This is a genomic window from Bradyrhizobium sp. USDA 4501, assembly GCF_054062115.1.
In genome coordinates, this window is sequence record NZ_JBSSEX010000001.1 from 2,639,609 (window position 1) to 2,651,193 (window position 11,585).

At 64.9% G+C, this 11,585-nt stretch carries 11 protein-coding genes and 1 riboswitch; of the genes, 3 read left to right on the forward strand and 8 right to left on the reverse strand.

Annotation, left to right across the window (positions count from 1 at the left end; all coding sequences use genetic code 11):
- Nucleotides 1-3: 3 nt before the first annotated feature.
- From ACVWZM_RS11900 to ACVWZM_RS11925, 6 genes are all read right to left on the reverse strand, one after another.
- Complete coding sequence (locus ACVWZM_RS11900; protein WP_156436278.1) at nt 4-642, reverse strand: urea amidolyase associated protein UAAP2; 639 nt, start codon at nt 640-642, stop codon at nt 4-6.
- On the reverse strand, nt 639-1,484 hold the full coding sequence (locus tag ACVWZM_RS11905; RefSeq protein WP_253624940.1) for an urea amidolyase associated protein UAAP1: 846 nt from the start codon (nt 1,482-1,484) through the stop codon (nt 639-641). Before ACVWZM_RS11905 ends, ACVWZM_RS11900 begins: the two co-directional genes overlap by 4 nt.
- Nucleotides 1,481-2,314, reverse strand: coding sequence for an ABC transporter ATP-binding protein (locus ACVWZM_RS11910; protein WP_168858506.1), 834 nt, complete (start codon nt 2,312-2,314; stop codon nt 1,481-1,483). The genes ACVWZM_RS11905 and ACVWZM_RS11910 overlap by 4 nt, the downstream gene beginning before the upstream one ends.
- Nucleotides 2,311-3,129: an ABC transporter permease gene (locus ACVWZM_RS11915; RefSeq protein ID WP_076827666.1), complete on the reverse strand. Its 819-nt coding sequence runs from the start codon at nt 3,127-3,129 to the stop codon at nt 2,311-2,313. Before ACVWZM_RS11915 ends, ACVWZM_RS11910 begins: the two co-directional genes overlap by 4 nt.
- A gap of 46 nt (nt 3,130-3,175) precedes the next feature.
- Entirely contained in the window at nt 3,176-4,249 is a 1,074-nt protein-coding gene (locus ACVWZM_RS11920) for a putative urea ABC transporter substrate-binding protein (RefSeq protein WP_057017922.1), read from the reverse strand.
- Nucleotides 4,250-4,327: 78 nt separating this feature from the next.
- A riboswitch (guanidine-I (ykkC/yxkD leader) is annotated at nt 4,328-4,438 on the reverse strand.
- Between the two features lie 978 nt (nt 4,439-5,416).
- Nucleotides 5,417-7,204 (reverse strand): peptidoglycan-binding protein, encoded by a 1,788-nt coding sequence (locus ACVWZM_RS11925; RefSeq protein ID WP_456853282.1) that lies wholly within the window; start codon nt 7,202-7,204, stop codon nt 5,417-5,419.
- 544 nt (nt 7,205-7,748) lie between these two features.
- Between ACVWZM_RS11925 and ACVWZM_RS11930 the strand changes: the two genes are divergently transcribed.
- Nucleotides 7,749-8,180 carry a hypothetical protein gene (locus tag ACVWZM_RS11930; protein ID WP_456853284.1) on the forward strand — a complete coding sequence of 144 codons (432 nt, stop codon included), beginning with the start codon at nt 7,749-7,751 and terminating at the stop codon, nt 8,178-8,180.
- A 237-nt stretch (nt 8,181-8,417) separates the two neighbouring features.
- Here ACVWZM_RS11930 and ACVWZM_RS11935 read toward each other — a convergent pair whose 3' ends face one another.
- Nucleotides 8,418-9,332 (reverse strand): LysR substrate-binding domain-containing protein, encoded by a 915-nt coding sequence (locus tag ACVWZM_RS11935; protein WP_076827668.1) that lies wholly within the window; start codon nt 9,330-9,332, stop codon nt 8,418-8,420.
- Between the two features lie 116 nt (nt 9,333-9,448).
- Between ACVWZM_RS11935 and ACVWZM_RS11940 the strand changes: the two genes are divergently transcribed.
- Nucleotides 9,449-10,018 carry a GNAT family N-acetyltransferase gene (locus ACVWZM_RS11940; RefSeq protein WP_456853286.1) on the forward strand — a complete coding sequence of 190 codons (570 nt, stop codon included), beginning with the start codon at nt 9,449-9,451 and terminating at the stop codon, nt 10,016-10,018.
- A gap of 104 nt (nt 10,019-10,122) precedes the next feature.
- On the opposite strand, the gene ACVWZM_RS11945 is transcribed toward ACVWZM_RS11940, so the two are convergent.
- Complete coding sequence (locus tag ACVWZM_RS11945; RefSeq protein WP_076829365.1) at nt 10,123-10,404, reverse strand: LexA family protein; 282 nt, start codon at nt 10,402-10,404, stop codon at nt 10,123-10,125.
- 39 nt (nt 10,405-10,443) lie between these two features.
- Here ACVWZM_RS11945 and ACVWZM_RS11950 point away from each other — a divergent pair, with 39 nt between their 5' ends.
- The gene (locus ACVWZM_RS11950) at nt 10,444-11,574 is read left to right on the forward strand and encodes an IS630 family transposase (RefSeq protein ID WP_076829362.1); all 1,131 of its coding nucleotides are present in this window, start codon (nt 10,444-10,446) and stop codon (nt 11,572-11,574) included.
- The last annotated feature ends 11 nt before the right edge of the window (nt 11,575-11,585 follow it).

An 11,585-nucleotide genomic window follows, 5' to 3' on the forward strand; every position in this document is an offset into this window, starting at 1 on the left:
GCCTCACGCCTCCGGCTCGAAGATCGTCACCTGAACCGGCGTCGGAAAGAATCCGTTGCAGGGGTTGTTGATCTGCGGACAGTTCGAGATCAGGCACAGCACGTCCATCTCGGCGACCAGCTCGATGGCGTCGCCCGGCTTGGAGACGCCATCGACCACGGTGAAATTGCCGGCGGGATCGATCGGCACGTTCATGAAGAAGTTGAGATTCGGCACGATGTCGCGCTTCGACATGCCGTATTTCGCGGCCTCGATCACGAAATTCTCGCGGCAGGCGTGCTGGTAGCGGGTCTGGTGCCCGAACCGCACGGTGTTGCTTTCGCACGAGCAGGCGCCCGCCGAGGTGTCGTGCAGGCCGCAGCTGTCGGCCGTCACACGCAGCATCACGCGGCCTTCGTTGGACATGATCCTGGTGCCCAGCCCGACATAGGCCGAGCCCTGCGCGCGCAGGGTATCCTGGCCGCTGTAGCGCTCGCCGAAATCACTGGCGCAATAGAACAGCGTGTCGACCGCCTGCTGGCCATGGCTATCGGTGATCCGCAGCGTCTGCCCCTTGCGGATGATCGCCGACCACGGCTTGCGCGCGGGAATTTCGACATCGAGAACGATGCGGCCGGCGGTGCGAACAGGTTGCATGGTCATCGCACGGCTCCTTCCAGGGCTTCGCCGAGATACAGCGCATTGTTCTCGTAGGCGCGGGCCGCTTCCGCGGTCGCAGTCCGGCACAGATCGTCGGCCGCCGGCGCGGCCGCGCGGTAGCGCACGATCTCCACGCTCGCCTGCGGATAGGCTTTCGCGGGATCGAGCGGATGCGGGCAGTTCGACAGCGCGATCAGAAGCTCCATCTCCGCGCGCAGATCGACGAAATCGCCCTGCTGCCGCCGCTGCTCCGACCAGACAAACTTGCCGTCGGCGTCGATCGCGACCGGTGCGAAGAAGCTGACGCAGGGATGCACGTCGCGGCGATCAAGGCCAAGCTTGGCTGCGGCGAGAATGAAATTGTCGCGCGTGTTGCGGAAATTCCCATCGCCGTATTTGGCCACGTTGGTCGCCGCGGTCGAGCCGCCGACCACGGCATCATGTGCAGCGCTGCTGTCCTCGGTGATCCCGAGCAGCGCGCGCCCCATGTCGGACAACAGCACCCGCCCCTTCTGCAACCGCGCCGCCCACTGCACCTTGATGGTGTCGGCGTGGTTGAGCCGCTCGGTTGTGTCGGCACTGTTCCAGGCGAGCAGGCTGACGGTCGACGTCCCCGACGTGTTGACGATGCGCAGCGTGTCGCCGCGATTCAGCCGCGTGGTCCAGTACCAGCCGGATGGGATCGTCTCGCGGTGAATGACCGTGTCGGCATCGATCGACGCGGCGTCGCGCGCAGTCGGCGCCGGCAGTGCCCGCGGCGCGTGCTCCTGCCCCGCCGCCTTCAGCTCGTTATACCGCCGGGTATGCGCCGCGATCTCGGCCTTTTGTTCCTCTGACAGGATCATGGTTGCTCCTTCAAGACGAGAGCGCCGGGCCGTCCCGGCTGATGCTCCTTGCCTGACCGGGTCGTCCCGGTCGGAGCTGGTTGAACTGACGACCGCAGCTCCGCACTGCGGCGCGGAAAGATCTCGAGGTCGCGCGACACCGTGGCGCCGTAGCGCTCGCGCTCCTCGGGGCGGTTGCGCTGCCGCTCCAGCGCGATCACGCGCGTCGCGAGTCCGAAGGCCTCGCTGAGGTCATGCGTCACCATCACGACCGTCAGATGGGTCTCGTTCCAGAGCCGCTTCATCAGGAGGTGAATGTCGGCGCGGATTCCGGGATCGAGCGCACCGAACGGCTCGTCGAGCAGCAGGATCTTCGGGCCGCGCATGATCGCCTGTGCCAGCGCGAGCCGCTGCTGCATGCCGCCCGACAGCGCCGACGGATATTTGCTCTCCTGGCCGGCGAGCCCGACCTCGGCGAGCAGCTTCATCGCTTCGTCGGCGGCGGCGCGGCGCGCGGCGCCGAACAGCCGGCCGGTGAATTTGGCGTCGCGCAGTTCGCGCCCGAGCATGACGTTCTGCAAAACCGTCAGATGCGGAAACACCGAGTAGCGCTGGAACACCACGCCGCGGTCAGCGTCCGGCTCGCCAGGCAACGGCTTGCCGTCGACCAGGATCTGGCCGCGGGTCGGCTGCTCCTCGCCGAGCAGCATACGCAGCAGCGTGGTCTTGCCGCAGCCGGACGGGCCGACCAGCGCAATGAAGGCGCGCGGCTCGACCTCCATCGTGATGCGCTCGAGCACGATGTGGTCGCCATATTCCTTCCAGACGTCGTCGAAGCGGATCGCGCTCATTCCGCCCTCACCGAGGCAAACCAGGGAAACAGTTTTCGCTGCGTGACGCGTAGGCCGACATCGATCAGGAACGCCAGCAGCGTGATCCAGGCGACGTAGGGAATGATGACGTCCATCGCGAGATAGCGGCGCACCAGGAAGATCCGGTAGCCGAGCCCGGAATCGGAGGCGATCGCCTCCGCCGCGATCAGGAACAGCCACGCCGGCCCGAGCTGCAGGCGCAGCACGTCGATCAGCCGCGGCAGGGTTTGCGGCATCGCGACGCGCAGCGCGATCTGCCAAGTCGAGGCGCCGAGCGTCTGTGCCTTGACGATCTGCTCGCGCGGCAGCTCCTGCACCTTCATGGCGAGATCGCGGATCATGCAAGGCAGCGTCCCGATCACGATCAGCGCAATCTTGGAATTCTCCCCGAGCCCCATCACGATGAACAGGATCGGCAACAGCGCCAGCGGCGGCACCATCGAGGTGACAGACACGAACGGCCCGAGCAGGGCGTTGGCGCCCGGCAACAGCCCGATCACGATCCCGAGCACCAGCGCAGCCGCCGTCGAGATCGCCAGCGCCGAGCCCAGTCGCCCCAGGCTGGCGACGGTGTCGGAGGCCATCAGATAGCCGCCGGTGCGCGGGTCGACCTCGAACGCCATCTGCTTGACGGCCTGCACCATGCTCGGCAGCGCCGGCAGCAGCTTGTCGTTCGGGTTCTGCGCGAGCCGCGCGCTGGAGCCGGCGAAGTAGGCGATTGCGACCAATACGAACGGCAGCGCGAGCAGATAGAATCGCGTCTGCCGTCCCGGCCGTATGTTCACAAGTCGCATGGGCAGCTCCTGCTTGGGGCGACGCGCTGCGCGTCAGAGCTTGGCGTCAGAGCTTGCCCTTGGCGGCCTCGTCCATGTAGGTCGGGTCGAAGCGCAGCTTGACGTTCGACTTGTCGCCCAGCACCGATTTGTCGGCGAGCTCGATGCCGACGGCGTCGGCCGACTTCGCGCCCTTGCCGAGCAGGTCCTTCTCGAACAGGAACTTGCGCACGCGATCCATGGTCGCGCCGACGGTCTGGCTGCGCGTGAAGGCTTCGGCGTCGGTTGCCTTGTCGAACAGTTTTGTGGTCGAGAGCTGGCTGTCGAAGCCGGCGAGGTCGGTGCCGGAGGCCTTGGCCATCGCCTCCTTGGCGGCCTTCGCCGCGGCATCGTTCGCCGTCATCTTGGACAGCGTCTCGTACCAGATGCCGACCAGCGCCTTGGCGAAATCCGGATTGTCCTTGGCGACTGCGGTGTTCACCACCATCAGGTCCATGATCTCGCCGGGGATCTGCGAGGAATCGAACACCTTCTTCGCATCGGGCGAGCCGAGGATTTCGGTTACGATCGGATTCCAGGTCACCACCGCGCTGACGTCAGGCGTCTTGTAGGCGGCCGCGATATCGGCGTCGGAGGTGTTGATGACCTTGACGTCCTTCTCGCTCAGCTTGCTGGTCTCGAGCGCGCGCGCCAGCAGATAATGCGACACCGAGAACTCGACCAGATTGACGGTCTGACCCTTGATCGCGGCGAGATCAGACTTGTTCTTCAGGATCACCGCGTCGTTGCCGTTGGAGAAATCGCCCATCACGACCGCGGTGGTGTCGACGCCGCCGGCTGCCGGAATCGACAGTGCGTCCATGTTGGTGATGGTGACGGCGTCATAGCCGCCGGCGGTGTACTGGTTGATCGATTCGACGTAGTCGTTGAACTGCTTGACCTCGATCGCGATGCCGTATTTGTCGGCCCATTTCTTGACGATGCCGGTGTCGGCCGCATAGCCCCACGGCATCCATCCGACATAGATCGACCAGGCGACCTTGAAGCTTTTCTTCGGCGCGGCGTCGGCCGCAGGCGCAGCCGCCAGCACGACCGCGCAGCCGATGACAACAGAGCGAAGGAAGAAAACGAATTTGTTCATTGCCGATCCCTCTTGCGAAATTTCACAAAAAGGGACTGGCGAAAAGACCATCGCTCCGCCAATCCCTTGGCTGACGAGGTCTCCCGGGCTTTTATCCCGCCGTGCACCTGCGGGGATGTCTCCCCCGCAAGCGGCTGCTCTCGGACCAGCACCTTGCTTCGCAAGATCGGAACCCTAGCGGCCAACTCGACGCCATTGATGCACGAGGCGTGCCAGCGGGCCGGCAATTGAATCTCATGAGATTTTTCCGCGCGCGCGGCGCGGCCACGACAGTGTCTTGCTTAAAGATTGCGCAGATCTGCTCAGAATTGGCTCTGTCCTTTCGCCACCGGCATCAGCAGGATCGCACGATGGCTGATGTCGAGGGAGTTCGATGCGCAAGCTTCTGAGCGTTCTGTGCGCCGGCCTCTGGCGCGGATTGCACGGCCGGTTCGGCCTGGTGCCGAATTCCGAACTAAAAGACTGATCGCAAGATCGATCGGGATAGGGGGAGTCTCGCGACTCTCCCCTCCCACACCACCGTACATACGGGTCCGTATACGGCGGTTCACCGGATTAAGCGCGAACGGTTTGTTTTGCGTCCGCGCCAGAGGCTCAGATAGTGGTCTCCGTCGTGTCGGCTTCGGCCCCTTTGAGCGGCGCCGTCCGGGCTTCACCCTTTCCCGCCGCTCCAAAGGCCAGTGACCTGGATTTCAGCCGCATGGCCGGCTCGAGGCTTCCACATCCAAACGTCTTTCCAGCGTTCGGGCCTTCAGCGAAACTCGTTCCGCCTACTATGCCGTCTGCTGACTTCTCCGTCGCGATCACGGACCTTGCGGCCCGCTCAGTCCGGTCGCCCGGACACGCCGAAGATCTCCCGAGGTAAGTTCGACCGCCTTCCCTGCACGCCCGCCGGATTTACCACCCCAACCCTTGATGACTGTGGACTTTGCGATCATTGGCTCGCTCGTCCGGTTGGGTAGGCCTCGTTATCCGGTTTTTGTCCATCGGGCCGCAGGTTTGCTCCACGCTTCCTTCAGACCCCACCTCGCGATGACGCCCTTGCGCTTCGCTAACCCTTCGCCGCCATCAGGCTGGGTAAAGGACTTCCACCTCCAAGCTGTCGAACATGCTCGGCACACCAAAAAAAGGAGCCCCGCTCTGCAGCGGGGCTCCTGCACAGAGATCCTATTTCCGATCGGAGTTTTGCGCCGGCGTCTGCGGGCTCTGGCCTGAGCCTGACGACGGCGGGTTGTTGTTCTGGTTGGGCTGGCTGGACTGCGTGTCCCGGCCGGCATTTGACTGATTGCCGCTACCCTGACCGACGGTCGACTGGTTCTGCGGTGCAGCCTGGCCCGTCGTATTCTGCTGCGGGGCCTGCTGCTGAGCGGACGGCTGATTTCCGCTCTGGCCGGTTGTCGACTGGTTCTGCGGCGAGTTCGCCTGACCCGTGGTCTGCCCGGTCGTGTTCTGCTGGGCAGGCTGCTGAGTGCCGGTCTGGCCGGTCGACTGGTTCTGCGGCGCGTTGGTCTGACCGGTCGTCTGTCCAGTCGTGTTCTGCTGGGTGCGGCTCTGGCCGACCGTCGACGATGCGCCCGCGCCCTGACCGATCCGATCCGACAGGCCGAGTGCGGTCACCGTGCGCGTGTCGACGCTGCCGCTGGTCGTGATGCCCTCCTGACGCTGGAAGGTGATCAGCGCCTCGCGGGTCCGCGATCCCAATACACCGTCAGCCTCGCCGACCAGCAGGCCGCGGTCGATCAGCACCTGCTGCACCTCGCGGATCTGCTGCGGGTTCAGGTCCATCATCGCAACGCTACCGCCACCACCGCCACCGCCGCGATGGCTGAAGCGCGTCCGCGGTCCGACCGGGACGACGTCGACGACACGGCGCTCGCGATCGAGGAACACGACTTCATCCTCGACGACGAAGAAGCTGTCGTCGCGATAATACGGGAACGCATCGATCAGCGCCGGGAAGGCGGCAACCGACACCGCGTTGAACCTCCGCGGCACCACCACGCCCGGATTGACCGCGAAGTTGATCGTACTGACATTGACACGCGGTGCGTTACGCGCCGACAGCACCGAGCGCTGGATCGTGCTCTGCTGCTGCGCGGTCACGGTGCGCCCGGCCTCGGTCTGGACCGTGGCGTTCGACTGCGCCTGGGTCTGAGCGGTTGTCCCGGCTTGTCCCTGAGCCTGACCGGTGGTCTGTCCGGAGTTCATCCGGTTTTGCGTCGTACCGGACTGCGGAGCGGCCGCGCCCGTGGTCTGGCCGGCTCGCGTATTCGGGGCTGCCGTTGTGCCCTGGCCGGTGGTCGTGTTCGCGCCCTTTGCCTGGCCCGTGGTCGTGCTCTGGCCGGTCGTCATGCCCGGCTTGCCTTGAGTCTTGCCTTGAGCCTTGTCCTGAGCCGTCCCCTGGCCGGTCGTGGTGCCCTGGCCGCGGTTCGCGGTGTTGGCGCGATTCTCCTGCTGCTGCTGGCTTTGCCGCGTCGTGGCGCTGCCGCGTTCGCGGGATTCAGATCGCCCCATCTGCTCGCGCTGGTCTCGGCCCTGGCCGACGGTCTGCTCTTGCTTGCTCTGGCTGCGCTGACCCTGCTCGGCGCGGCCGCTCTCGCGGGCCTGGCCGGTGGTCTGGCTGCGCTCGGCGGCACCGCGGCCCATCTGTCCTTCAGCCCTGCCGGTTTCTCGTGCGCCGCCCTGGCCGCGACCGACCGTCATGCCTTCGCTTCGCGATGCCCCGGGACTGCCATGCATTGCGCCGCCGGAACTGCCGGCCGACGAGCCTGCGGAGCGGCCGTGTTCACCACCGCCGCCACCGCCCGCACCGACGCTTCCGCCGCCGCCCGGGCCGCCACCACCCATGCCGCCCCCGCCACCCTCGCGCATGCCCTGCGCCGATGCGAGGCTGACGCCTGCCAACAGCACGGCCGTCGTCAGCAGAAATTTGCTCTTCATCATCTTGCTCTGCATTACCGATTCCTCCTGCAGTTTGGCGGCTATCCGGATCGCGAAGCTGGCGCCGATGGCTGGCACGCTCCGCGCCGGGGCCGCGTTCCAACAAAGCCGGCGAGCGACGCGACGCAACGGTACGCGCGTCTCGCCGGTGAACTCTGAGAAAACAGCGGCGCCGCCCGCACCGTTCCTAGACACCGCCGCGACGCGACATTTCGCGCCAAGGGAACACCACACGTTCATCTTGAGTTCATCTTGAGCCAGCGGCCTGATGTCTGGTCACGCTTCAGGAACCGATGGCCACGCTTTCCCGTTTTCAATCGAAGTGTGCGTTCGTCGTCATGACGATGCTCAGCGAGCTCACGCGGATCATCGTCCGCTGCGACTGGCGGTGGATCGAAACAGGCTCCGTTCGGCTTTGAACATTTGCTTCGCCGTCAACGGCAGCACCACTGCGCCCACCTCGCCGCCGGGCCCGGATCCCTTGCAGGCGCGCGGCCATTCGCAACCAATGCCACTCTCCTCCGTTGACCGGCTGGGCATCATCATCGAGGAGGATCACATGCGGAAAACAGGGCTTGTTCTTGCAACCGTCGGTACGCTTGGGGTGAGCGCCATCGCGGCCCCGGCGCCCGCCGAAGCACGGTGGGGACACGGAGGGTGGGGGTGGGGTCCGGCGGTCGCGGGCGGATTGATTGCCGGCGCAGTCGTCGGCGGCCTCGCCTCGTCAGCCTACGGCTATCCCGGCTATTCCTATGGTTACGGCTACCCCGGCTACGGCTACGGCTACGGTTATGGCTATTCGCCCGCCTATTACGGCAGCTATGCCTATGACGACGGCTATTACGCTGCGCCGTATCGTTGGGGCGGCGGCTACACGACGACATATTATAGCGGATACCGGCCGGCCTATTACGGCTACCGCTATCGTCACGTGGTGCGGCCGGCATACGCCTATTATCGCGGCGGCTATCCGCGCTGGCGTCATTGGTGAGATCGGCCAGAGCAACCCGGCGCGGCCAGCCGAGCTGACTGGCGCCGGCAAGAGGCCGACAAGGGTCGACCGGGTTGAGCGGCAGCGTTACCCGGCGACCCGCAGCGCGGTCACGGCGACGCAGGCGTTGCCTAACGGAATCAGCACCACCTGCGCGCCGTTCGGCAGCGCCATCGTCGCGAGATCACCGAGCGTGCCGGTCTGTCCGTTGAGCTTGGCGAGTTCGGCGGCCGGTGCTCAAGCCTGCACGCGCGCGGACTTCCTGTACTGCGCGGTTTCGGCGCGCAGCAGATCGCAGAATTGAAGTGCGAGACGGCTTCGCGGCCGCTGCGAAGGAAGCAGCAACATGGTGGCGATCTCCAGCCGTGGCACGAACGGCTTGAGTACAATTTTGGAGCTTGCAAAATCCCGGGCCACGATCGGGTCGACGATGGAGAAACCCAGTCCCTGCGCAACCAGGGCACAACGCTGCATGCTGTACTGGATCTCCGCGACCGTCTTGATCTCGACCTTGGCCTCATCGAGGACGCGCTCAAAGCGGGATCGATGCGGTGCGCTCGGGGAAGCTGCGATCATGGGCTCTCCCCGCAGATCTTGCGCTGCGATGGATCGCTTCGAGCGTAACCGGTGCTGGCGGGGCAGGACGCAGACCGCCTCCGTTGTCATGAGGAGCTCGTCGTCGACCGCGGCAAACCCCGCCTGCGGCCGCGCCAGCCCGACGTCGCATTGTCCCGAGGCCACCAGGCTCCAGACGCGCTCGGGGCTGTGGACGGCCACCGATACGACGATGTCGGGATTCTTCCTCAGGAAGCTGCTGACGATCTGCGGCATCAAGGAATAGGTGAACGCCGGAAGACATGCGATCCTGAGCGTCCCGCTGCCGCGCTCGCGAATGCCGCGCGCGGCGCGCGCCAGATACTCGAGGCCGGCCTGGTTTCTCTCGACCTCGCGCAGGAATATCTCGCCTTCCGGAGTCAGCGTGACGCCGCCTCGCCCGCGTTCGAACAACGCAAAGCCGATCTCGCGCTCGAGACGTGCGATCGCGCGGCTGATGAAAGGCTGTCCCACCCGAAGGCTCAAGGCGGCCTTGGTGATTCCGTTGTGGCGCACGACCTCTCGAAACAGGTCAACATGTCTTGGATTCAAGGGCATGACTAATTTGCATATGAACTGGCTTTCCGGTCATTTGACGGCATGCGCATCGGGTGCGTCAATACGGCATGTACCCGTCGAGCAACCATGCAGGCTTCGCCACCGACCGCATCCTGTTGACCAGGATCACCGGCCCGGAGTCTTCGCGCGCACAGCAGCTTCGCGAGGCAGCGATGCTGCGGCGGCTCGATCGCGGCACATCGGATCGGCCGAATGCCGCACGCCCGGCGGCGGCACGGGACCAGGTCGACACCGCGGCCGCGTTCGCAATCGAGGCCGCGGGATCGGGAGACCTGCTCGGCGTGTCCGGGTTCGGCACGATCGACCGGCACGAGAAGCGGGCTACGTTCGCTCCAATCTGGAGCATCGGACGACTGGACGAGGCCGTGCTCGTCAGTCACGTTGCGCATCTGATGACGCGGTATGCGTTCGAAGTGCTCATGGTCGAGCGGGCCGAGGTGCATCTGGACTGGCGCCTGAGGCACGTGCTTGATCTCTACGCCGACCTCGGTTTCCGCCGCGAAGGCAGGCTTCGCGCATATTTCGCTGCCGATGAAGAGCCGTCCGCCGATGCTGCGGTCCTCAGCGTGGTTCGCTCCGAATGGCCCTCCGTTGTGCGTCGGCAGCGCGGGGTTCTCGCCGGCGAAACGTGGCGCTACCGGCTTCCATCCGACCGCCCTCCATAGCGGCGGCCAAGCTCGGACAAAACGATGTCACGAGAATGCGGGCGTATGACTCAACGGTCGAGCCACCCACTCAGTGTCGTCCCCGCGAAAGCACTAGTGGCTCGTCACAGTGATTTTGACGGTTTGATACCGAGCCAGCTTAGGATCGGCAAGTTCTCTGGCGGCACGAGGATTTCGATGCTTCTGGGGATATCGGCTCGACGGCGAATGAGGCCGTTACGTTCGAGCGTGACGATCATCTGATGGACTGAGGGCGGGCTAACACCGAAGTGACGCTGCATGTCGGCTTCGGCGGGGGGCCGTCCGAACATGTGCGAGTAGGTATAGATGAAAGCCAGATAATGGCCCTGCTTCTCGGTAAAGCGTGCGCCTGATTTTTGACTCATGGATCGATTCGTCCGGAGCCTCCGACAGGGAGGCGAACGATGAATGTACGGTACCGGGTTGAATTGAGCCAAGCCGAGCGAGAGGAACTGACGGCGATGCTGAGCGGCGGCAAGCATGCCGCTCGCAAACTCAAGCGGGCCCAGATTTTGCTGGCGGCCGACATCGGCAGCCGCGACGAGGAGATTGTCCGGACCGTCAGAGTAAGCGCCTCCACCGTCTATCGGACCAAACGCCGCTTGGTGGAAGGCAATCTCGATCGGGCCTTGAGTGAGGAGCCGCGTCCCGGTGCGGAGCGCAAGCTGACCGGCAAGGAGGAAGCCCTGCTGGTGGCGACCGCATGCGCCAAGCCGCCCGCTGGCCGGAGGCGCTGGACGCTGGCGCTGCTGGCCGACGTGATGGTCAAGCTCACCGATCATGACAGCCTGTCGGGCGAGACCGTGCGCCGCCGGCTGGCCGATAATGACCTCAAGCCGTGGCGCAGGGACATGTGGTGCATTCCCCATGTCGATGGCGAATACGTCGCCCGCATGGAAGATGTGCTCGATCTCTACGCTGAAGCGCCTGATCCCGAGCGGCCGCTGGTCTGCTTCGACGAAACCCCCGTCCAGCTCATCGGCGAAGTGCGCCAGCCGATCCCACCCGAGCCGGGAAAGCGCGAGCGTTACGATTACGAGTACCGCCGCAACGGCACCGTCAATCTCTTTGTCGCCCTCGATCCGCATCGGGCCTGGCGTAACGTCAAAGTCACCGAACGGCGCACCGCCGTGGATTATGCTCACTGCATGCGCGAACTCGTCGATGTCCATTACCCCAAGGCCGCCTGCATCCGTGTCGTGCAGGACAATCTGTCGATCCATGCCCCCGGCGCCCTCTACCAGGCCTTTGCCCCCGCCGAGGCCCGCCGCATCCTGCGCCGCCTCGAGTTCCACTACACCCCGAAACACGCCAGTTGGCTCAATATGGTCGAGATCGAGATCGGCGTGCTCCAAGGGCAGTGTCTCGGCCGCCGGATCGACGATCCAAAACGCCTTAGAAACGAGATCGCAGCATGGGAGCGGCAGCGAAACAAAACTCGCGCCCGTATCAACTGGATGTTCACAACGGACAAAGCTCGCACCAAACTGGGGCGCGCCTATCCAGGCATACCCAAAGAGTCAAAATCACTGTGACGAGCTACTAG

Coding starts and splice junctions, on each gene's coding strand:
- ACVWZM_RS11900 (WP_156436278.1), bottom strand. CDS start 642: ATGACCATGCAACCTGTTCGCACCGCCGGCCGCATCGTTCTCGATGTC.
- ACVWZM_RS11905 (WP_253624940.1), bottom strand. CDS start 1,484: ATGATCCTGTCAGAGGAACAAAAGGCCGAGATCGCGGCGCATACCCGG.
- ACVWZM_RS11910 (WP_168858506.1), bottom strand. CDS start 2,314: ATGAGCGCGATCCGCTTCGACGACGTCTGGAAGGAATATGGCGACCAC.
- ACVWZM_RS11915 (WP_076827666.1), bottom strand. CDS start 3,129: ATGCGACTTGTGAACATACGGCCGGGACGGCAGACGCGATTCTATCTG.
- ACVWZM_RS11920 (WP_057017922.1), bottom strand. CDS start 4,249: ATGAACAAATTCGTTTTCTTCCTTCGCTCTGTTGTCATCGGCTGCGCG.
- ACVWZM_RS11925 (WP_456853282.1), bottom strand. CDS start 7,204: ATGCAGAGCAAGATGATGAAGAGCAAATTTCTGCTGACGACGGCCGTG.
- ACVWZM_RS11930 (WP_456853284.1), top strand. CDS start 7,749: ATGCGGAAAACAGGGCTTGTTCTTGCAACCGTCGGTACGCTTGGGGTG.
- ACVWZM_RS11935 (WP_076827668.1), bottom strand. CDS start 9,332: ATGCCCTTGAATCCAAGACATGTTGACCTGTTTCGAGAGGTCGTGCGC.
- ACVWZM_RS11945 (WP_076829365.1), bottom strand. CDS start 10,404: ATGAGTCAAAAATCAGGCGCACGCTTTACCGAGAAGCAGGGCCATTAT.
- ACVWZM_RS11950 (WP_076829362.1), top strand. CDS start 10,444: ATGAATGTACGGTACCGGGTTGAATTGAGCCAAGCCGAGCGAGAGGAA.